We start from the raw sequence: 22,903 nt of genomic DNA, 5'->3' as shown, positions 1-22,903 counted from the left end.
TTATGGATCAAACAACTACACAATACAACACTCAAGTTGTGAAGTATTTTGTGTTGGCATCGTTGGTTTGGGCGATTGCGGGGATGATCATCGGTGTCATTCTAGCTGCGCAGTTGTACTGGCCCATTCTGAACTTTGATTCGCAATATTTCCAATTCGGTCGTCTGAGACCTCTACACACATCTGGTGTGATATACGGCTTTGTCGTAAACATTTTAATGGGTACTTCGCTCTACATTGCCCAGCGCACTGGCCGTTGTAATTTGTTCAACCAGAGCTTGTCTTGGATGGTATTCTGGGGATGGCAACTCGTTCTGCTCTTGGCGCTTATTACCCTACCCGCTGGCTACACGACATCAAAAGAATATGCGGAGTTGGAATGGCCAATCGACGTCTTAATCGTCTTGGTATGGGTGCTTTATGCCGTGCTGTTCTTTGGCACGATTGCCAAGCGCAAAGTAGACCATATCTTTGTAGCAAACTGGTTCTTTGCCGCCTTCATTATCGTGATTGCGATGATCTTCGTCGTGAACAATCTCGCAATGCCCGTCTCACTGATGAAATCCTATTCCGTCTTTGCTGGTGCACAAGATGCCATTGTCCAATGGTGGTGGGGTCATAACGCGGTAGGCTTTTTGCTGACTGCGGGTGTAATTGGGATGAACTATTACTTCATTCCCAAAGCCGCTGATCGCCCTATCTACTCTTATCGTTTGTCTGTGATCCACTTTTGGGGCTTAGTTGGCTTTTACACCTGGGCGGGTACGCACCACTTGGTTTACTCGTCGGTACCGGTTTGGGTGCAAAACATCGGCATCATTATGTCACTCATTCTATGGCTTCCGTCTTGGGCAGGTGCTTTAAACAGTGCGATGACACTCCTGCAAAATAAAGAGAAACTCAAATCTGACTATATTTGCTTGTTCTTCTTTTCGGCCATTCTGTACTACTGCTTAGCCACTTTTGAAGGGCCTCTGCTTGCCATTCGCTGGTTCAATATGCTGGCGCACAACACCGAATGGGTGATCGGGCACGTTCATTCTGGCGCATTAGGCTGGGTGGGCATGTCTGGCATTGCGGTGTTCTACTACTTCATCCCACGCCTGTGGAACAAGACAGAACTGTGGTCGAAGCGACTGATCAAATGGCACTTCTGGCTTGCCCATGCAGGTGTTGCCATTTATGCCATCGCACTTTGGGTGGCCGGTATTGGTGAAGGCTACATGTGGCTCACTCAGAACGAGAATGGTGAGCTGGTATACAGCTTTATCGAAGCCATGAACTTTAAAGCACCATGGTTGTTCCTGCGCTTCTTTGGTGGTGCGCTCTTTGTGCTCGGCTTGTTCCTGATGGCATTCAACTTGTACAAGACCGTACGCTCTCCGTCCGTACTGGTAGCGAAGGAGGCATAAGATGAGCAAAGACTTTACGCATTCAGTGATCATCTTGATCATCACCACCGTTGTTGTGGCCTCCTTCTCTCTTGCAGTTTGGGTGGTGCCTAACATCCTGCGTACTGACGACATCGCCAAAGGCAGTTTAGCGAAGCCGTTAACCGCGTTGGAGCTTGCTGGTCGCGATATCTACATCAGCGAAGGTTGCCATGTGTGCCACACGCAGATGGTTCGCCCGCTAGAACCCGAAATCAAACGTAACGGACGCGCGAACCAAGAGTCCGATGATATTTACGAGTTCCCTAACTTGTGGGGTTCCAAACGCACTGGCCCAGACCTAACCAATCTTGGACGTAAGTATTCGGACCAATGGCATGTGTTGCATCTTATCGACCCACGCCAAGTCGTTCCGACATCCATCATGCCAGCTTATCCTTGGTTGTTTGAACAGACATTGTCTGGTAACGCCATTGGTAACAAGATGGAAACGCTGCGTACGTTGGGCGTGCCCTACACCGACCAAGAGATCTCAGACGCGAGATTACAAATACGCGGTAAAACCAAAGCGGAAGCTCTGATTCGTTATCTTCAAAGCCTTGGTCAAGACACAGCACAGGAGGTGGCACAATGAGCACATTCTGGAACTGGTGGGCAATTGCCGCCACACTTGTCTTCTTCATATTGATGGTGTCTGTCATCATCAAGTATTGGCGTAGCAACCATAAAGCTGACCAAGACCATACCATTGCCTCCTTTGATGGCATTGATGAAAAAGACGCGCCACCACCTAAATTACTGTTTGTCAGTTACGCGGTCGCCTTTCTGTTATCAGCAGGATACCTAGTGCTATATCCAGGCTTAGGCGAATGGAAAGGTTTGGCGAATTACGATCAAGGTGACGATAAACTCAGCGCACCTTCAACCACGCTTGATGAGCAATTTAGCCAAGTCACGGGCACGTCACTCGACGCATTGGCACAAAACGAAGAAATCGTCCTCTCTGGTCGTATGCTGTTTCAAACCCATTGTGCCGCTTGTCACCGAGACAACGCCCAAGGCCAAAAGCACTTCCCTAACCTGATCGATAAGGAGTGGATGTATGGTGGTGATGACAATGCTCTAATTCACTCCATCGCCAAAGGTCGTAACGGCGCCATGCCGGGCTGGGTAGAGGTCATGAGGAAAGACGAAGTCGACAAAGTCGCCTATTACCTTGCATCCCTTAATCAGCGCCACAGTGACGTGCCAGAAGTGAAAGTTGAATTAGGTAAGAGTTTGTTCGTCGAATACTGCTCTTCATGTCACGGTGATGGATCCATCGCAAATCAACAAACGGGTGTGCCAGATCTATCAGACAGTGTCTGGCTACATGGCGGGAGTATCGAGGAGATTCAACACACCATCAATTACGGTTTAAACAACTTAATGCCTGCGTTTGAAAACCAACTTTCTGAGCACGAAATCCTCGCACTTGGTGCCTACATCCGTAAAGCGGGTGAAGAGCAAGAGCAGAAACTCGCAGCGCTGAATGCTGAGTCGGTTAAACGCGGTGAGTACCTAGCCCATGCCGGGGACTGTGTGGCTTGTCATAGTGCAGAAGGCGGCGAACCTTTTGCTGGCGGTCTACCGTTCGTTACCCCATTTGGCACCATCTACTCCACTAATATCACGCCCCATGCCAGTGCAGGAATCGGTGAGTATGATTATGATGACTTCCGAGATGCGCTTGTGAAGGGGAAAGGCAAACATGGTTACCTGTACCCTGCTATGCCCTACACGTCTTATCAATACCTCACGGAACAAGACATGACGGATTTGTGGGAATTCATGCAATCTATCCCTGCGGTAGCTCGTCGTAACGATGAAAACCATATGATGTTCCCATCTAACATCCGTCTTGGTTTGCTAGGCTGGAATATCGTTTTTATGGATACCGACCCAATCGACTACAGCTTGCCTCAAGAACTTGAAGGACACGTAGAAGATGTTGAGAAATGGCAGAAAGGCAAATATTGGGTAGCAGGCTTAGGACATTGCTCAGAGTGCCACACACCGCGCAACATTGCTCAAGCCCTAATTCCTGAGCGTATCTTCCAAGGTAACTTGATAGACGGCTGGAATGCGCCTGATATTACCTCAACAGAGTTGTACGTTGGCGGTTGGGATGAAAAGACGTTGACCGACTTCTTACACACTGGTCATTCAGACAAAGGCACCGCGTTTGCCGGGATGGCGGATGTCGTGAAGAACAGCTTGAGTTTAATGACGCGTGAAGACATTGAATCCATGTCCTACTACTTGCTCAGTGGCGACGTGAACAACTTTATTGCCACCGACGCCGTACAACTAGAGCCTAAAGGATTCGATGACGCCGCCTATCAAGCTCCAATCTACACCGTCTATAAACAGACTTGTGGCGCTTGTCACGGCAACGATGGTAAAGGACGTGACCCAATTGCACCAACATTGCTAAACAACGGCATTATCATGCACAGTGACCCATTCAACACCATTGCTGTAACAGTGCGTGGCTTACAACCCACCTACATCGACCCAGAGCGTAACTTTATGCCGATGGCGAGTTTTGAGGATATCCTCTCCGACGCCAGTTTAGCCGAGCTCATTACCTTTGTACGTAAACACCTCGGAGACCAACAACAAGAGGTTACCGCTGAGGATGTTCGAGAAGTGAGAGAAACACTGGAAGCGGCTGGGTACGCTGGAGGGCTTCATACCACGCCAGACATGTATGACAGGCGTGATAACAACATCAATATTCGGTAATAACTTGTAGAATCCAACCACAAAAAAAGCCCTTTCCAACCGGAAAGGGCTTTAACTTAGTTCCCAAAATTTTGCCGTTTTACAGCAGTTCTACCGACTGTTGAGCGATTACCCACTCTTCGTTGGTAGGAATAACCAGTGCTTTCGCACCTAGCAACTCAGATGTAGCAACAACACCTGCGTTACCAAATCGAGCATCTTCGTTACCTTTCACATCTTCAACAAAACCTAGTAGTTTTAGGTTCTTCAGGATTTCACTACGGATTGGCATCGAGTTTTCGCCGATACCGCCTGTGAAGATGATGCCGTCGAATGAATCTAAAGCAGCAAGGTAAGACGCGATGTATTTAGACACACGGTAAGTGAATACTTGGAATGCTAGAGTTGCACCTTCGTGACCCTCTTCCATCGCTTCCAAAATACCGCGAGCATCGCTTGTTAGGCCAGATACGCCTAAGAAGCCAGAAGCTTTGTTCAGTGAGTTGAACACTTTCTCTTGAGACCAACCTTTCTTAAGTAGGTACTCAATGATGCCTGGGTCAAGGTCACCACAACGTGTACCCATCATTAGACCAGACAGTGGCGTGAAGCCCATAGACGTATCAACAGATTCGCCGTTGTTAATTGCACAAACAGAAGCACCGTTACCTAAGTGAACAGAGATGAAGCTAGACTCTTCAACTGGTTTGTTGATCATCTTCGCAGCTTCACGGCTTACGAAGTAGTGGCTAGTACCGTGGAAACCGTAACGACGAATACCGAAGTCTGTGTAAAGTTCTTTCGCGATTGCGCCAGTGTAAGCTTTTGCAGGCATTGTTTGGTGGAAAGCAGTATCAAATACAGCAAACTGAGGTAGCTCAGGGAATGCCGCCATTGAAGCACGCATACCAATCGCATGAGCAAGGTTATGTAGAGGAGCTAAATCACTTAGCGCTTCTACGTCTGCAATAACAGACTCATCTAAACGGACTGTTTTAGTAAACTTCTCACCGCCGTGAACCACTCGGTGGCCAACAGCAACAACATCTTCAATTAATTTGTACTCTTTTACTAACTCAACTAACTTTGCTACTGCAAGTTGATGGTGATTCTCATCGCCCTGAATAGCGTACTCAAATTTCTCACCGTTGAATTTCCAGCTCATACGAGCGTCTGAAAGACCAAAGCACTCGCCCAAACCACTCAATACAGCATCGCCAGATTGAGAGTCGATTACCGCAAATTTTAGTGATGAGCTACCAGAGTTGATCACCAGTACAAACGAATTAGACATGAAATAGTTTCCTGTTGTGGAGCAAAGGTTGTAATTGCGCAGTTGCGCTGTGTACTTCTTGTTTGTAAGACCTATTATTCAATAATTTTTTAATCTTTCAACTATCTTTTAGAGTTAGTTGTTCGTTTGCGTGATTTTTGTTGATCTAACGCAATTTTAAAATTTATTTTAGCCGTGAAATATATTGCCTCACTCAACTAAAGTGGAATCAGACACTTAAAAACGTCAATAAATGAAGAATAAAGCAAAAATATTACGAATTTTTTTGAATGGGTGAGATAGATAAGCAGAGACAAAAAAGCCGAGCTAAGTGCTCGGCTTTCAAATTCAACTATTTTTTAATGCAATAGTGTGCAGATATTATGCGTCTTGTGTACGACGGCCACGGCTGTGACCACGTTCGCCACGGTGTGCACCACGGTGATCACCACCACGGTTACGATCGAAACGACGCTCGCCCCCTTCACGGTTACCATCACGGTTGCCGTCACGGTTACCACGGAAGCCACCTTCGCGACGACCGCCTTCACGACGACCACCTTCACGGTTACCATCGCGGTTACCACGGTAACCACCGCCATCACGACGACCGCCATCGCGACGACCACCGTCACGGCGACCACCACGAGACTCACGGAAGTCATCGAAGTCACATACTACAGCACCAACATCTTGTTGACGAATACGTAGCTTGCTTAGCTTGTTCGCAGCGTCTGAAGTCATTGCTTTAGGTAGCTGTACGAATGTGTGACCTTGCGCTAGCTTGATCGCACCGATAGAACCTTTGCCTAGACCTAGTTCGTTTGCTAGAGCGCCAACGATGTCTTTAACTTGAACGCCTTGCTCGCGACCAACTTGAAGCTGGTAAGTATCCCAGTCTTGGTTGTTGAAGTTACGACCGCCGTCACGACCACCTTCACGACGCTCTTTACGACGTTGCTTGTCACGTTCAATCGCTTCTACCATTGGGTCTTCGCCAATGTAGAATAGAGGACGTTTACCTTGCTGACGCTTAAGAAGCATTGCTGCAAGCATCGCAGGTTCAATTTCTAGAGACGTTTGTAGCTTCTCAACAAGCTCAGCGAACTTGTCTAGTGCTTTGTGCTCTTTTTCAGCTTCCAGTTCAGCCGCTAGCTTGCTTAGACGAGCTTCTGCAACTTGGTCACGTAGAGGAAGTTGGATTTCTTCCATAGATGACTTAGTTACACGCTCGATAGTACGAAGCATACGGATTTGGTTAGTACGAACTAGAAGGATCGCTTTACCTTTACGTCCTGCACGGCCAGTACGACCGATGCGGTGGATGTAAGACTCAACATCGAATGGGATGTCGTAGTTAAATACGTGAGTAATACGTGGAACGTCTAGGCCACGAGCAACAACGTCAGTTGCAACTAGGATGTCGATAACACCTTGTTTGATGTGATCAACAGTACGCTCACGTAGAGACTGAGGAATATCACCGTGCAGTGCTGCAGCTTTAAAGCCACGTGCAGATAGCCAATCAGCTAGACGCTCAGTGTCTTGACGAGTACGTACGAATACGATTGACGCGTCAGTTTCTTCAGTTTCAAGAAGACGAGACATAGCTTCATCTTTCTCTACACCCTTCACTACCCAGAACTGTTGTTGAACTTTGTCTACAGTGTGGTTTTTACCAGCAACGTCAACAGTTACAGGATCACGTAGGAAGCGCTCAACAATGTTTTTCAGCATTGGTGGCATAGTTGCAGAGAATAGAACGCGTTGAGCTGATTCTGGAGCGTGCTCCATGATCGCAGTTACGTCGTCCACGAAACCCATGTTTAGCATTTCGTCTGCTTCATCAAGTACGAAAGTATTAACTTCGTCTAGATGTAGACGTTCACGGTTGATAAGGTCTTGAACACGGCCAGGAGTACCAACAACAACGTGTGCACCGTTTTTAAGAGCACGCATTTGATCTACGATAGATGCACCACCGTAGATTTCTAGAACTTTAAGACCCTTGATGTTTTTACCAAGGTTCTTCATCTCAGCCGCAACCTGAATCGCTAGCTCACGAGTTGGAGCAAGAACGATTGCTTGTGGTTTACGTTGGTTTAGATCTAGTTTGTTTAGAAGAGGCAGAGAGAATGCTGCCGTTTTACCTGTACCCGTCTGTGCTTTACCCAGCGCGTCAGCACCTTCCAATAGGTGTGGGATTGCCGCAGCCTGAATTGGAGTTGGTGACACGAAACCCATTCCGTCTAGAGCAGAAAGGATAGAATCATTCAGAGATAAATCGCTGAATTGAATAACAGAATCTTGCATTGGGATCCTACTTAATTAAACAAAAAAACAGTCCCATATGCTCTTCCAATTCGATACTGATTCATCCAGTTACTAAATCCATTCAGAAAGGGAATTAGTACAGTACACAACCGCGATAAGCCATTAGGGACGACTAAGGGAGGCGGATTATTCCTTAAATGCATAAAAAAAGCCAGAAAAAATTGAATTACATCACAATTTATTCTCACTAATGGTATTATTCGCGTAAATTTCCACCTATCCCCTATTTTTAAGGGCTGTCGATGATGATTATTCAACAAAACAGTCAATAAACAGGGGCGAATTTGCGCGCTTTCAGTAGTAATAATAGCGCGCAATGATTATAGTGTGCCCAACTCCATTGGTAAGTTAAAAAAAAGATGTTTCAAGATAACCCACTATTAGCTCAGCTTAAGCAGCAAATCCAAGAAAATCTGCCTAAAAAAGAAGGCTCAGTCAAAGCAACTGATAAAGGCTTTGGCTTCCTGGAAGTGGATAGCAAAACCAGCTTCTTCATCCCACCAGCGTACATGAAGAAGTGCATGCACGGCGACAAAGTGGTTGCCATCATCCGCACGGAAAACGAACGTGAAGTTGCAGAACCACAAGAGCTGCTAGAACAAGCCGTAACTCGCTTTATTGGCCGAGTAAAAATGTTCAAAGGCAAGCTAAACGTTGCACCTGATCACCCACAGCTTAAGAAGCTATCTCTTAAAGCAAAGCTAAAGAAAGGTCTAAAGCCTGACGAATTCGCAGAAGGCGACTGGGTTGTCGCACATCTTATTCGCCACCCTCTTAAAGGCGATAACACTTTCTTCGTAGAAATTTCTGAGAAGATTACTGATTCAAACGACAAGATTGCTCCTTGGTGGGTAACGCTTGCTCAAAACGATCTACCAAACTCTGAGCCAGCAGGCATCGAAAACTGGGAACTGAAAGACGACGCAGATCTAGAACGCGTCGACATGACTCACGTTCCTTTCGTAACTATCGATGGCGAATCAACCAAAGATATGGACGATGCACTGTACGCGAAAAAAACAGAATCTGGTGATTTCGAACTGACTATCGCAATCGCGGATCCAACCGCGTACATCACACCTGAAGATGATATGGATAAGGTCGCCCGTGAGCGTGGCTACACTATCTACCTTCCAGGTCGCAACATCCCAATGTTGCCTCGTGATCTAGCTGACAATTTATGTTCTCTAATCGAAGGTGAAATCCGCCCTGCTATCTGCTGTACAGTTACAGTAAGCAAAGATGGCGTAATTGGTGATGACATCAACTTCTTCGCTGCAAACATCAAATCTCACGCTCGTCTTGCATACGACCACGTCTCTGATTGGTTAGAAAACGGCAGCTCAGACAGATGGCAGCCATCAGAAGAGATCGCGACTATCGTTCGTGATCTGTATGACTTCTCACTTGCTCGTGCAGATTGGCGTGAAAAGAACGCAGTTGTATTCCCAGATCGTCCAGACTACCGCTTCGAACTGAGCGAAGACAACGACGTTGTAGCAATCCACGCTGACATGCGTCGCAGTGCAAACCGCCTAGTTGAAGAGTCTATGATCACCGCAAACATCTGTGCTGGCCGTACACTTCGTGACAAGTTTGAAACGGGCGTCTTCAACACGCACGCAGGTTTGAAAGCAGAAAAGATCGAAGACGTCGTTCAAATGGTAAACCCTGAAGGCACGCTTGAGTTCACAGCGGAATCTATCGCCACATTAGAAGGTTTTGCTGCGCTACGCCGCTGGTTGGGTGTTCAAGAAAGCTCGTACCTAGATAATCGCATTCGTAAATTCCAAACTTACAGCGAAGTGGGTAACCAACCACTGCCTCACTACGCAATGGGATTGGACATCTACGCGACTTGGACATCACCAATTCGTAAGTACGGCGATATGATCAACCATCGCATGCTGAAAGCCGTGATTCTAAACAAAGAACCGATCCAAACACCAGATGATGAAGTTGGCGAAGAGCTAGCATTGCATCGTAAGCATCATAAAATCGCTGAACGAAATGTCTCTGATTGGCTATACGCACGTACTCTTGCAGACGAGCCAAACAAGCAAACGTGTTTCACAGGTGAGATTTTTGACATTAATCGTGCGGGAGCACGTGTCCGACTTCTCGAAAATGGCGCAGCAGCCTTTATTCCTGGTAGCTTGATTCTTGATAATAAAGAAAGAATTGAGTGCAATGGCGACAACGGTACTGTTTCGATCGATAAAGAAGTGGTATACAAACTGGGTGATACATTAGAAGTTATTCTAACTGATGTGAATCAAGAGAATCGCAGTTTGGTCGCTAAACCAACACAAGTATTTGCTGACGCTCCGGCAACTGATGCCAAAGAGACAGTAAGCGAATAACAGCTGTTCGTTAAAAAAGGCGCTCAAATGAGCGCCTTTTTTGTTTTTGTAAAAGACATAAGAGCCTATGCCGAATATACAGATACTACGTTTTAATCATTTTACTGCTAGAAAAAGTGAACGATACACAACTCCGCATAATGGCTTGTACATTGTTGAAGAGGGTTCACTGCTCGTCCACCAGCCCGATGGGCAAGAAATGGAATGGAAAGCTGGGGACTTCGCTCTTTATAACTCAGAAGACTTACTTACTGCTGAGTCACAAGCTGGTGAGAATGGCTTTCAAGCAACCGCCCTAGTCTTTGATAGCGAATTGTTGTCTAACCTTCACCAACTTGAAGGAGCGGCCTCAACAGCCTCTACAAGACTGTTCTACCCGTTTGATTCAAATCAGTACGGCGACATCGCGGTAGCAAAAGACCTATTAGTGAGCTTAGTTTCTAAACAGAAGAATGAATTAGCTCAATGCCACCTAGCGTTGGCGTTAATTGCAATGATGGCCGAGGTTCAACCTAACCTTCTTAGTATTATTAACAACGCAGGTCATCTGAGTGATTCACAAAAAATCATCGACTATATTGAGAAAAACATCGAGAAAGATATCACACTTGAGATAGTGTCCGCTGAATTAGGCATGTCTATCGCGACATTGAAGCGACGCCTAGCAGCTGATGACATGTCTTTCTCACATATACTAAAGGTAAAGCGTATTAACTATGCTGCTACCCAGCTAAGAGTATCGCAAAAATCAATCACGCAAATTGCGTTCGATTCTGGTTTCAAAAGTGCGGCTCACTTTAGTACAGCGTTCAAATCTGTGTACAACATGACACCGAAAGATTTCCGAAACCAAATCACTCGATAATTATTGCCAAAAACATGCTTGAGGATCGGACTCTAACTCCGCAATAAGATCCTCAAGCTCTTTACAGCGTGGCAAGCTTGAATAAGGTACCCACTCGCAGCCTTCTTTTTCCCCTTCGCTAGGAACAAAAAACAGCCATGTTTGCGTGTCTTCATGAAAGAGTATCCGCGCAATGGAAGATGTGTATTCACTATGTTGAGAATCTAGCAAGTAGTGCGCATGGTATAGCTCTACACCATTATCAATTGGCTGATACAAACTTTTTCCTAACTCAACAGGTAAGCTAGCATTTCGCTTAGAACAAAATGTTTGAATCGCTTTATTAAGTCGACTCATAGCCAATCGAGAAACGGACATAAAGATACTCCTAGAACCTAACATCAGTATAGGTTGAACCTACCAACTAAGAGCAGTGTAAACCAGAACTATTTGGCAATCGTATTTCCCGTTCACAAAAGTGTAACCTGAACGAAATATCATATGCGCTGCTGTATACTACTTTTGGAGTTCAATATGTTACGTTTAACTATGGCAAGTATTTTAGCCATGGCTCTGTCTGCTCCTTTGGCAATCGCGAAGGAAATCAATATCTCTGGCTCAACGTCTGTTGCCCGTGTTATGGATGTTATTGCCGAGGAATACAATAAAGTCCACCCAGATAACTACATCGCTGTACAGGGCATTGGCTCTACCGCCGGGATCACTATGGTAAATAAAGGTGTGGTTGAAATCGGCATGAGTTCGCGATACCTCACCCAAAGAGAAAAAGGTGAAGACTTAAACGTCATTCCCATCGCCTATGATGGATTAGCCGTTGTTGTTAACCGTACCAACTCTTTAGATAACCTTTCAGAACAGCAACTTTTTGATATCTACAAAGGAAAAATAAATAACTGGCAACAAGTGGGCGGCAATGATCAGCCGATCGCTGTGGTAACACGTGAAGCCTCTTCAGGTTCTCGTTATAGCTTCGAAAGCTTACTTGGCCTAACTAAAGTCGTGAACGACCGTCTTGTCTCAGATATCAGCCCAAACAACTTAGTGGTCAACAGCAATAGCATGGTAAAAACCATCGTGAACCACAACCCGCATGCCATTGGTTTTATCTCAGTAGGCTCTGTCGATCAGTCGGTAAAAGCTATTCAGTTTGAAGGAACTACACCATCAGCAAAAAATATCGCAAGTCATAAGTACAAGTTGGCGCGCCCTTTCTTAATCTTGTACAAAGTTGATGGATTAGATAAAGCAGGAAAAGAGTTCGTTTCATTCTTAAAGTCTGAAACAGGACAAAAAGCCATTGCCGATTATGGCTACACACCGGTTAAGAGCTTCAGCCAGTAAAAACAAAAAAAGAGAGCTAATTTTAGCTCTCTTTTTTTATCAATTCTTTGCTTAGAAGTGCAGTTGAATTACGGATACAACAACCGCACCTGGGCGACGTATCCCTTCAATTTCTACTTTTATCTCACGCTCAATCTCAAGACCTTTCTTAATTGGAGTGATCTTCGTTAGTTTGCTTGATGCGCGTACGTTATTGCCTGCTTTGACTGGATATGGAAAACGAACTTGATTCAAACCAAGGTTCACAACCAGTTTCGCTGTTGGAAACATTGGCTTTTCTGGGTCAACAGAATCAGTCAACTTAGGCAGCAGCGCTAGCGTTAGAAATCCGTGAGCGATCGTTGTCTTAAATGGGGACTCAGTCGCGGCACGCTCTGGATCAGTATGAATCCATTGCATGTCTTCTGTTACCGAACCAAATTGGTTAATACGCTCTTGAGATACGTGAACCCAATCACCAACATGGATCACTTCGCCAATTTTTTCGCTAAGCTCATCGAATAGAACTTGAGCTTCTGGTTTAAGTACGATCGGCTCAGGTTGAGGGATAACTTCCTCATTCACCGCTGGTTGCTGATGGTCGCGCACTTTGGAAAAGAGAAAACTGTTTTGTGCCCTACCTAAGAAGTCACTCCAATAATCGCGCAGCGTTGGAGACATCCAATTCATAAACTCTGATTGATGAGCAGAAATCGCACCAACTTTGTCTTTAAATAGATTCGTGACCTTCATAAATACCCTTAGAGAAACTCAGCACAACTGGCTATACCAGTTAATTTTGAATTAGTTCACATTCTGTTGCAAATACTTTCGGGCGAACACATGTATACTCAAAGCCTAGTTATCCTTTAATTTCATAAGCTTACCAATAAAACACTATTTTATTATACAAGTCATCATTAAAGTCATTGCTCTACTATCTAGCGATTTCCGCTCTCTTTCTTTCACCTTTCATGCGCAACAGCACAGTAACCACTGATTACAAAACAGGCAAACAGTTCATTTGCCGCTAATCAATGCTTTACAAGTTCTATGCCACAACATATTATGTGCCCCGCAACGGAGAGATGGCTGAGTGGTTGAAAGCACCGGTCTTGAAAACCGGCATACGTTAATAGCGTATCTAGGGTTCAAATCCCTATCTCTCCGCCACATTTAGAAAGCCTGTTGAGAAATCAACGGGCTTTCGTCGTTTTAGCATTTGGAAAATTAAGGGATTTCTAAATCCCTAGTCGTGTGCGACCCCAGCACTCCGCCACATTCCAGAAAAAGCCCGCTAAGAGATTAGCGGGCTTTTTCGTATTTCAGCGGTTTAAGGAATAAACTTAAACGTTGAGTTAAATACAACTCAATTTCGTTAATACTTGGATAAAATTGCCTCTTTCTCAGAATTTAGCTTTTTTATTGCCTCGTTGATTTCACTTAATCTGTCTTTATCTTCAGCTTTCATCTCTACTGCTTTTGGGTTCAAATCACAGGCAGAGAGGGTCTTATTTGAGGAAGATGTGAAACCAGATAAGCTCACACTGTAGTCAACAATTTCGGAACGTCTATCGTTCTGAATTTTAACGAAAGCTCTGTTTCCAGCAATCATTTGAGCTAATAGTTTGCTAATTTGAACGCCAGTTTTATCGTTCATACGAACAAAGCCTGATCTATAAGAATTACTGTATAAACGCCCTCTAAATTTTATTGGCTTGTTATCATCTACTTTGACAAACATATCTACTTCTGTGTTAGGGACACCAAGCGCGCTATCTACATCAAAAGTGAGTAGAGTTTCCTTTATTCCACTCGAGATATCACACCTAACGCCAATGCTTTCTTCTTGCTGATACTTATAAGAGAAAGCACTTAAAGTACGACGCTCACTTATTTCATCAGTATTGTCTGTATTTAACCACTTAGCCGAAACTAATGGAGGAGCTAACATGAGCGCAATAGACAACATTTTGGTTTTCATTTTTATCAACTCTTATATCTTTTTCATTTTGTCATTTCTCTACTCAAGAGAATATGCAATCGATTATATACCACATCATATTTACTGATGTTTGATAGAAAACAAAAAACAGTACACCATTCCCATTGAATGAGAGATGCTTTCACGAATACAACTGTTGCTTGCACATTTTTCAGGTCACATTTTATCCAATTAGTTCGAGTCTCATTTGACAAAAAATAGCAATAGCGAGAGCAATCTTGGTATAACAAATAACACAACAATAAATCATGGAAGACAGACACCATGCCGATTGAGTTTCATCAGCTTACTGCAAAGGAAAATACCTCCACCCTCTCTATCGACAATTGGCACATTGAAGCAGGACAATCTTGGGGCATTTTCAGCTCTGAGGGCGATATTGGATCTATGCTTGGTGACTTACTGTGCGGAGAAATTACGCCTGACTCAGGTGAACTGAACGTCCAAGGTTGCCAGATTGCTCAAGTATCTCTTTCTGAACAACAACGCTTGCTAGAGTTGGAGATCGAAAGAGATGACACCGATTTTCTCGATCGTATTGACCAAGGCAGCTCAGTATATAACTTGATCTTTGACGTCTGCCAAGATGACCCCTTTGCACAAACAGTAATTGAAGAGCTCGACTTATCACATTTGGCCGAGAGCGGGTTTAGAGTGCTTTCTACTGGTGAAACGAGACGTGCAATGCTCGCCCGTGCGCTCGCGGCAAAACCAGATCTAGTGTTGTTAGATAATCCATTTACAGGATTAGATGTAGCGCACCGTGCTTCATTGGCAAAGTATCTTCAAACGCTCTCTCAATCGGTTCAAATCCTAATTACCTTCTCTCGTGAATCCGACATGCCCGACTGGATAGATCAAGTAGCACTGTTCAATGGTGGCAAACTTGATAGCACAATGGACAAGCAAAGCTGGGATCAGCACCCCATCATCGCGCAGATTAAGTCCCAGTCAGAGAAACAAAGCGAAGAGATGATGGCATTAATTCGTCAGCATCAACATACAACCCATTTTGAAAATCCAATTTTTGAACTTAAGAGTGGCAAAGTGGAATACACCGACAAGACCATTTTCACTGACTTAAATTGGCGCATTGATAAAGGCCAACACTGGCAAGTGAAAGGGCCGAATGGGTGCGGTAAAAGCACCTTGTTAGGGTTGATATTTGGCGATCACCCCCAGTGTTACAGTAATGATATCCATATATTCGGTAAGAAACGCGGCAGTGGGGAAAGCATCTGGGAAATAAAGCAACATATCGGTATGGTGTCCTCCGCCCTACATCTTCAATATCGAGTTAACTGCAGCGCGTTAGAAGTCATTTTATCGGGATTCTATGATTCAATTGGTCTTTACTCACAACCGACTAAGAATGAGATCAATATTGCGAAGGATTGGCTGACAATTCTACACATGAGCCAATATCAAAAGACCCCTTTTAAACAACTGGAATATGGTCAGCAGCGCTTGCTTCTTATCGCTCGCGCTATTGTTAAACAGCCTACATTGCTAATTTTGGACGAACCTTATCAAGGCTTAGATTACTTGGGGCGAATGTTAGTAAAAAACACGCTTGGGTTGATAGCGAAGGAGAAGTTAAGTCAGCTTTTATATGTTTCACATTACCAAGAAGATGGTATAGAAAGCATTCAAAACTACTTAGAGTTTAGGTTTGATAACGAAGCAAGCTGTTACAAAGGTTATCTCTTCAAATCTGGAGCAGAATAGAAGTCGTAACTTTAACCGACAAGAGTTGCGTATTCTTAAGCTATCTTTCGGCCCTAAGAATACGCCTCTCAAATACACAACCCTACTGATAATTAAGTAATAGTTGCTTAAATGGCACAGGCTTTGAGTAAAAGTAACCTTGATGGAAATCTACTCCTAGATCAATAAGATGCTTCACTTGCGCTTCAGTTTCCACTCCCTCCGCAATGAGCTTTATCTCAAGCTCATTGGCAAATCGGACAATGGCATTCAAAACCGGAGCGTTAACACTCTCAATACCGATTGTATCGACAAAACACTTGTCTATTTTTAAGTAATCCACTCTCATGTGTTGCAGAGCTGCCAGAGAAGTTTGCCCCGTACCAAAGTCATCAATAAGTACTTCTATGCCATGCACCCGCAGCGCTGAAATGTACTTCTGCGTATTTTCATCGATAAGCTGGCGCTCGGTAATCTCAATCCCCAAGAAAACATTATTTTGTTTTAGTTTCTTGTGGATGCGCTCTATCTTATGGATAACATGCGCGTCTGAGAGATAATCAGGTGGTACATTGACGCCTAAATGAAAAGGCTTTGAGTAATGACTATTAGAAAAGTCTTTGAGTGCTTTATCCAAAACATAATCGGTGATGTCATTCGCCAGCCCGTTTTGTTCCGCAGCTACAATGAATTTATCTGGAGAGACAAAACCACGACTCTTGTGCTTCCAACGTAGAAGCGCTTCGCACCCCTTTAATTCACCGGTTATTGCATCAATTTGTGGCTGATAATACAGCGCCAGCTCTTTCCTTTTTATGGCCTTTTTCAAATCTACGAGCAAGCTTCTCTGAGGATCGACAAACTTTGTCACGATATAAATCGTTAAGTAGAAAATCAGTAGGAGGGGGATCGCTGAAATAAAATAAGACAGCTCTTTTTGCTCAATATAGACATTACTGGCTTCGAGTAAGGCTTCATAATCAAAGATTTTAGAATGAGCGATGGCGATGGGATTATCACCTTGCTTGAGCGAACCAAGCGGAGCAACACCTTCTCCCACATACAGTGCCGAGCGCTTAAGACGAAGATCATTTTTATAACCAATAGTCGCACCAAAATAGTCCCTATCCACAATGGTGATAGCGCGATACTCTGGATTTTCGGTGCTCTGTGTGGTGAGTGTCAGGACTTGCTCTGGGTAACCGTGTATACGCGCGAAAGACAGTGTATCAGTGCCATATTGCTTTAAATAACTGTCCAAAGGTTTGGATATCGAACCTAACTTAGAAGAACAGATAATGTTGTCACCGTGAACAACCAGCATTTCATCAATGTTTCTTTCAAACATTAGGTTTTGCTGTAACGCTTCACACCTTGTCGGGTCTATTAATGCCGTTTTATTTTCAGTTTCGATATGGAACAGTATTTGATCGGCAACTTGTATGTTTCTCTCTAAAATATTATCTAGGTTTTTTTGAATATTCTGTTGAGCGAGAAAAAACACCTGCGCCAAGATTAAAGGGACAGGAATAAAGAATATGCTGATTTTTTTTAGCGTTGCTTTGCTTAGCATTCGTTATCGCTCCAATTCAACGTCGACACCCCTGCTCTTTGGTCGGTAGGATTGCTCAATGCATTTCATTCCTAAATGAGTATGAGCACAACCTAACATTACTGCAAATATAACAACAATTTAGGTAAGACTCTTAATGGGCCTCAAAGTCTACACTAAGGAAGCGTCGATAGTTCAACGCGACAATAAAATTAGCAGACAATTAACCACACACGAGCAAGCCCCTTTAGATGACCCCTACTAATCCAAAACTACTTCTTGGTTCTTGCATAGAAGCACGCTTGCTCATAACCAGAAATCAGACAGCACTTTTCTCATCAAATGAGAATAATGGTTTATAAATATTTTCCTTTTCTCGACAGTTAAGAATTATAGTTGAGACATCCTCTTTATCACGTTACAACGCACCTATGACGACAAACAAAGCCAACGCTAATCAGGTAAACGAAAAAGCCCTTCAATTATTGATGCAAGTTGCTGTTAGCCCATTCCCGGTTTCTGCAAAAACGCTTAGCGAACAAATGAATGTGCCTTTAAGTAGCTTATATCGCCATTTGAAGTTGCTAAAAGAGTGGAACCTGATCGAAGAAAGCGTCCATGACAAGACCTTTGTAGTCGGCCCCGCTGCACTGCTTTTAATGCACAGCTACGAAACCGCGCAGCATGGCTTAGACATGGTAGAAAGCATTCTGTCTCGTCTCGTCCAACAGACGGGAGAAATGGCAGCTTACATGGTGCCTTCTGGTTATCGCGCGCTTTGTGTCCGACAGAAAGAAAGTATGCAGGCGCTTCGTTGCAGTTACGTCCAGGGTCAAAGTCAACCATTGCTGCGGGGCGCCTCATCTAAAGTGATGCTGGCTTATATGCCCCAGGCACGATGCGAAAAAATCCTTCGCCATTTTGGTGAGGATCATCGTATGGACGAATGGGAACAAGAGTTAAGCACCATTAGGAAAAATGGCTACGCAGTTAGTACTTCTGAGATAGACCCAGGTGTATCTGGTATTAGTGCGCCAGTGATGAAAGGCAGCAAGTTAATTGGTGCTGTATCTGTCATGGCTCCAGCACACCGAGTCGAAAAGGATAAGCAGCGTATCATTTTACATGTGTTGCAGGCAGCGAGGGCGTTGCCGCCAGAAAGGTAATTCACCATGTTAAGCTTTTTCAAACGTTACGCATTTCATAGAGCATCAAAACCCGTTCACCACCACCCTTTTTCTTTTATGACGGTATGTGAACATTTAACCCCCATGACTGCTGCAACGTATGATCTAGCTAATCAAAGCTTGGACAACGCTAGTGACTGGCTTTACCAACAGCATGACCAAGGTTCCGCTGCTAACCTTGGTCACTTTGATCATCCCCAAATTGATAGTGGTGATTTCCAAGAAACATTGAGTTTGTCTTTATCCCGACACTCAATTCCTGTGATTTTGACCAACTGCTCCGAAGTAATACTCTCTATTCTACCCGTAGTTGTTCATGAACGAGATGAAATCGGCATCATCAGTATCGGCCATAAGATGAATCTGAATCAAACTCTTGAACCAAGGCTGGGGTCTGCATTTCATTTTGCTCTTACTCGATACAATAACGTTCGACTTTTTTTCGCTGGCGTAACTGAAGCAGGGGCTGCTTCAACAATGTGGGAATACGCTGAAGATCAGGGGTGCGATTGGATAACCGACCGAGAGTTCGTATTTAGACATCGTAACCATCTAAAACAACAAGTTTCAAACTATCTTGATCATTGCGATCAAGTCATTCTGAGCGTTGACCTAAGTTCTCTCATACCGAAAAATGGCCTAGAAGGTACATGCCTTGACCTCCAGATGGCATTACGCACGATAAGACACAGCCTAGTCAGTGGAAAAGTACGTGCAATTCAGTTGGTCGGTGATAAAGACCGACTCATATACTCGAAACAAACCAAAGCTATTTTGGAAGAACTTTACCAAATGGCCCCTCTGATTGACCATGCTGCCTAGTGATATTTGGAGCTGGACTATGCCCTAGCTCCATACGTCAGGCAAATTCATATTTCCTAACAATATTTCATACTTGTATGCGACTGATATCATCATTTGGTCTTGAACTAACATCACACTTAAGTTGTAATCTAGCGCATAATAGCTTGGTATAACGTACCAAAAAATAATGACACACATATTTTTATAGAGTGAATCCCCCTAAGTAACTTGGGGAGATGCTCCTTTCTACCTTTGCTTGATGCCATTGAGTTCCACGGAAATAGGATACTTAATGATGCGTTTTGTTAGCATTTTTGGTGCGGCACTACTTTTTCCCTTTGCCGGCCAAGCAACGACTGTTGATGTCACAAATCTTGAACAGCTCAATGAAATTTGTCTAGGTCAGAACTTTCAAGAAATAGTACAACCTGATGGCAGTGTTGTATTCCATTGCCCATCTAAGATTGAATTGCCTCATGGGTACAAAGTGGTATCAACGCATAATAGAGAGGTATCGCTTACTGCCCATTCAGGTATAGTTCTGAGAGGGAGTAACGCAATTGGCTCTGCTTCGAACCCAATCTCACTACGTTCTTATGCTGTTGAATTATCAGTCAATAACAACACAGCTACTGGTATTGATTATCAAAATAACCATACAACAATTTATGGTAACCTCACCTCAGATCATCCTATGACGCTAGAAAATGTCCTTGTTAAAGGGGATGTTACTCTAAACGGCTCTACACTTGCGGTTAATGGTCAGTACAACACTGTAATAGGTAATATAACGACACTAAGTACTTCGACTCTAACGAACACCAATATATGTGGAGATATCAAGTCAAGTGGACATCTGTTTGAAATCAACACTAGCGCACCACTTGGTGACCACTATATTGTCGGTAATATCTCCGCGCTGCATTCATTGAACATTAAAGACATCAGTGTATTTGGCAAGGTCCGTTCTGAAGGCCTAACAGGGTATTTAGAAGGCGCATTTTACGATACAGAGTTAGCAATTGAGACTTTTCAGCCATTAGTATTGCCGAATAACACCGAGGTATGTGGTGATATTAAGAGTTATGGGGATAAGCCAAGTAACATTCAGCTTTATTGTGGTATTGACCAATCAAACTGTGACTATTCTGCTTTGGCCTGCCCTATCACATCAGTAGATATTCCTGTATGTGATATGCTACCTCCTCAGGAGGACGACTTTGAGCTTACCATCTCTCCTGAAGATGATTTAGCATTAATGTGTGGTGATGAACCGCCAACCTTTACTATTAATACTAAAAACAATGCCATTGGAGAAAGCCTACAGGTTCAACTGTCGATTGCCGATTCTGATTTCTTCGACGTGATAATGATCTCCGGAGCTTCACAAGACTCAACTAACCCTTGGTTGTTTACGTCCAATGATTCTGGCGAGCTAGTCGTTCAAATTAAAGTCAAAGCAAACCAAATTGAAAATGTCGATTTTGATAAAACTTACAGCGTCACAGCAGAATTAGTGACAGATCGCACGCAATCTAAACTCGCAGAGTTTAAGTTTAAGCCATTTATATTTGAAGCATATTCTCTCGACCCAGGAATTCCTGTTGGGGAAATTCAAGTTGTTGCAGGCAAGCCCGAGACAATCAATACACGCATTCTCGCCTGTACAGAAGAAGGAGAGGCAGTCGAAGCCTCAAATTATTCTGCAATCCCAACTATCACCCCATCTGTCGTTTCACCGACAAATGGCTCGCTGGGTGATCTTAACTACCAGCCAGAGTTCAAACACGGTGTATCCAATGCTAGCCTAATTACTTATGAATCAGGTTCGTTTAATATCCAATTAACCGATACATTCGACTGTACTGGATTCGCCAAATGCCCTGAAAGCGGTCACAGTGAAGTAACCGGCCAGTTCCTCGTTCAGTCAAGGCCTTGGACCTTTGCTATCTGCCCAAACGGCGAGAACGCAGCTTTACCCTCGGGCACCTCAAGTGATGGCGCAGGGTTTGTCGCGGCAAGTGAGCTATTTTCTCTGTTTACTAAGCCTATTGTTTGGCAGTCTGGAGGCTCCTTAAGTGATCCTATAAACACTACTGCGTACTGTGGTGATAGCATCCGCGTAACCTCAAACTTCATGAATTACGGTTCCCCTTCTGCCAGCATCAAGTTATCGAGTGAACAACATACTCCGACTCAGAACGCAGCTAATCAGACAGTTCTATTAGAAGGGCTAATGGGGTTAAGTAAGCTTAATCACCAAAACACTGGGCTTGGTTATGTATTTGACCAGTTATACTGGAATGAGGTCGGCAGCTTGACCATAAAGGTTGATGTTGCGAACAGTGATATTAACCAAGGCTATCGACACGTAGGTCGATTCTATCCAAAGCATTTCAAAGTCATTAACCAGAACTGGGAGTACCCATCTGGTCAATCTTTTGTTTATATGAACCAGCCACTTACGAGTGTTAGCTATACCGTTGTAGCATTAAACGCGCACAAGTCTGACGTGGCAAACTATGCCTATTTTGCACCTAAGAAACAACAAAACTTCACCTTGGGAGAGCTTAGCAACTATACCAATAGGTTTGTGCCACCTAGCCCTACTCAGGTGCAATGGAGTGACTTAGCAAGCAGAAGTATTGGTACGTTTCTTATCAAATCATCTGCGTCGAAATACGACTGTTCAAACAGTGCCTGCTGGGAAAAGGACGACATTGGAGGAAGCTACCCCGATGGGCCATTCAACACAGGAAGCCATGCAACACTCAGTAAAATTGGCCTAACCTACTTAAGCAAAGTAGATAAATTCGAGTTTTTCGACGACTCGCATATCCTGACAACCCAACCGGACGTTCGATTTGGTCGCTTAAAATTTAGAGATGTTGGTGGACCTCAAGGTCAACAGATCAAAGTGCCTTTAGATGTAGAATATTGGGAGAATGGTCGCTTCACCACGAACTTCAGTGACAGCCAGACGGGCTTTGATAGTACACATAGTCGCTCTGATATCTTGTGGTCTGATGGCACAACATCGACCGCTTCGCTTTCTGGTGATGGGAGCCTTGTAGTAGGCCGCACGCTACAAGTTCTTGCATCGCAAACGACGCCATCCCGCGAACAAGTTAAGTTCCATCTAGATCTTGCCAACGGTGCAAATAATTTGCCTTGGCTGCGTTATAACTGGGATAACGCTAGCAATGGTGAAGAAGATCCCCCGGTTATTGTCACTTTCGGGGTAAACAGAGGTAACGACCGAGTGATTTATCGTGGAGAGCCAAACCTAATTGGCGTAAATTAGTATTCTTGTGCCAATTGTTATAAAAACGCCCC

16 protein-coding genes and 1 tRNA gene are annotated in these 22,903 nt (G+C 44.1%); 11 read left to right on the top strand and 6 right to left on the bottom strand.

Translation table 11 applies throughout. The annotated features are described in order from the left end of the window. Positions 1-2 precede the first annotated feature (2 nt). Genes ccoN through B853_RS20845 form a run of 3 tightly spaced genes read left to right on the top strand, consistent with a single transcriptional unit; the run spans position 3 to position 4,178 of the window. Entirely contained in the window at positions 3-1,412 is a 1,410-nt protein-coding gene (gene ccoN, locus B853_RS20855; RefSeq protein WP_038888084.1) for a cytochrome-c oxidase, cbb3-type subunit I, read from the top strand. Between the two features lies 1 nt (position 1,413). After that, the gene (locus tag B853_RS20850) at positions 1,414-2,025 is read left to right on the top strand and encodes a cbb3-type cytochrome c oxidase subunit II (RefSeq protein WP_010451493.1); all 612 of its coding nucleotides are present in this window, start codon (positions 1,414-1,416) and stop codon (positions 2,023-2,025) included. Beyond that, positions 2,022-4,178 carry a c-type cytochrome gene (locus B853_RS20845; RefSeq protein WP_038888086.1) on the top strand — a complete coding sequence of 719 codons (2,157 nt, stop codon included), beginning with the start codon at positions 2,022-2,024 and terminating at the stop codon, positions 4,176-4,178. Before B853_RS20850 ends, B853_RS20845 begins: the two co-directional genes overlap by 4 nt. A gap of 79 nt (positions 4,179-4,257) precedes the next feature. Here B853_RS20845 and B853_RS20840 read toward each other — a convergent pair whose 3' ends face one another. Next, positions 4,258-5,451 carry an acetate/propionate family kinase gene (locus B853_RS20840; RefSeq protein ID WP_010451490.1) on the bottom strand — a complete coding sequence of 398 codons (1,194 nt, stop codon included), beginning with the start codon at positions 5,449-5,451 and terminating at the stop codon, positions 4,258-4,260. A gap of 360 nt (positions 5,452-5,811) precedes the next feature. Then, positions 5,812-7,743 carry a DEAD/DEAH box helicase gene (locus tag B853_RS20835; RefSeq protein ID WP_038888087.1) on the bottom strand — a complete coding sequence of 644 codons (1,932 nt, stop codon included), beginning with the start codon at positions 7,741-7,743 and terminating at the stop codon, positions 5,812-5,814. Positions 7,744-8,123: 380 nt separating this feature from the next. Between B853_RS20835 and rnb the strand changes: the two genes are divergently transcribed. Together rnb and B853_RS20825 are read left to right on the top strand one after the other, a co-directional pair. After that, positions 8,124-10,127 (top strand): exoribonuclease II, encoded by a 2,004-nt coding sequence (gene rnb, locus B853_RS20830; RefSeq protein ID WP_038888089.1) that lies wholly within the window; start codon positions 8,124-8,126, stop codon positions 10,125-10,127. A 67-nt stretch (positions 10,128-10,194) separates the two neighbouring features. Further along, on the top strand, positions 10,195-10,992 hold the full coding sequence (locus tag B853_RS20825; protein ID WP_038888091.1) for a helix-turn-helix transcriptional regulator: 798 nt from the start codon (positions 10,195-10,197) through the stop codon (positions 10,990-10,992). Here the strand turns inward: B853_RS20825 and B853_RS20820 are convergent, their stop codons facing one another. After that, on the bottom strand, positions 10,993-11,349 hold the full coding sequence (locus tag B853_RS20820) for a DUF3024 domain-containing protein (protein ID WP_038888093.1): 357 nt from the start codon (positions 11,347-11,349) through the stop codon (positions 10,993-10,995). A 156-nt stretch (positions 11,350-11,505) separates the two neighbouring features. Here B853_RS20820 and B853_RS20815 point away from each other — a divergent pair, with 156 nt between their 5' ends. Continuing rightward, positions 11,506-12,333, top strand: coding sequence for a phosphate ABC transporter substrate-binding protein (locus B853_RS20815; protein ID WP_010451480.1), 828 nt, complete (start codon positions 11,506-11,508; stop codon positions 12,331-12,333). Positions 12,334-12,384: 51 nt separating this feature from the next. On the opposite strand, the gene B853_RS20810 is transcribed toward B853_RS20815, so the two are convergent. After that, the gene (locus B853_RS20810; protein ID WP_010451478.1) at positions 12,385-13,065 is read right to left on the bottom strand and encodes a MaoC family dehydratase; all 681 of its coding nucleotides are present in this window, start codon (positions 13,063-13,065) and stop codon (positions 12,385-12,387) included. A gap of 329 nt (positions 13,066-13,394) precedes the next feature. On the opposite strand from B853_RS20810, the gene B853_RS20805 reads away from it, so the two are divergent. Next, positions 13,395-13,485 (top strand) — tRNA-Ser (locus tag B853_RS20805). Between the two features lie 205 nt (positions 13,486-13,690). Here the strand turns inward: B853_RS20805 and B853_RS20800 are convergent. Continuing rightward, positions 13,691-14,296 carry a hypothetical protein gene (locus tag B853_RS20800; protein ID WP_038884448.1) on the bottom strand — a complete coding sequence of 202 codons (606 nt, stop codon included), beginning with the start codon at positions 14,294-14,296 and terminating at the stop codon, positions 13,691-13,693. Positions 14,297-14,581: 285 nt separating this feature from the next. Here B853_RS20800 and modF point away from each other — a divergent pair, with 285 nt between their 5' ends. Next, positions 14,582-16,045 (top strand): molybdate ABC transporter ATP-binding protein ModF, encoded by a 1,464-nt coding sequence (gene modF / locus B853_RS20795; RefSeq protein WP_038884447.1) that lies wholly within the window; start codon positions 14,582-14,584, stop codon positions 16,043-16,045. A gap of 82 nt (positions 16,046-16,127) precedes the next feature. On the opposite strand, the gene B853_RS20790 is transcribed toward modF, so the two are convergent. After that, positions 16,128-17,597: an EAL domain-containing protein gene (locus B853_RS20790; protein ID WP_038884446.1), complete on the bottom strand. Its 1,470-nt coding sequence runs from the start codon at positions 17,595-17,597 to the stop codon at positions 16,128-16,130. Between the two features lie 410 nt (positions 17,598-18,007). Here B853_RS20790 and B853_RS20785 point away from each other — a divergent pair, with 410 nt between their 5' ends. From B853_RS20785 to B853_RS20775, 3 genes are all read left to right on the top strand, one after another. Further along, positions 18,008-18,742 (top strand): IclR family transcriptional regulator, encoded by a 735-nt coding sequence (locus tag B853_RS20785; protein ID WP_010451423.1) that lies wholly within the window; start codon positions 18,008-18,010, stop codon positions 18,740-18,742. 6 nt (positions 18,743-18,748) lie between these two features. After that, positions 18,749-19,585: an arginase family protein gene (locus B853_RS20780; RefSeq protein WP_038884444.1), complete on the top strand. Its 837-nt coding sequence runs from the start codon at positions 18,749-18,751 to the stop codon at positions 19,583-19,585. 274 nt (positions 19,586-19,859) lie between these two features. Continuing rightward, on the top strand, positions 19,860-22,871 hold the full coding sequence (locus B853_RS20775) for a DUF6701 domain-containing protein (protein WP_050568947.1): 3,012 nt from the start codon (positions 19,860-19,862) through the stop codon (positions 22,869-22,871). The last annotated feature ends 32 nt before the right edge of the window (positions 22,872-22,903 follow it).

Origin of the sequence: Vibrio rotiferianus CAIM 577 = LMG 21460 (genome assembly GCF_002741985.1) — a bacterium.
GTDB classification, from domain to species: Bacteria; Pseudomonadota; Gammaproteobacteria; order Enterobacterales; family Vibrionaceae; genus Vibrio; species Vibrio rotiferianus.
Note: the sequence above shows the minus strand (reverse complement) of the source record. Positions and strands in the feature narration are given on the sequence as shown.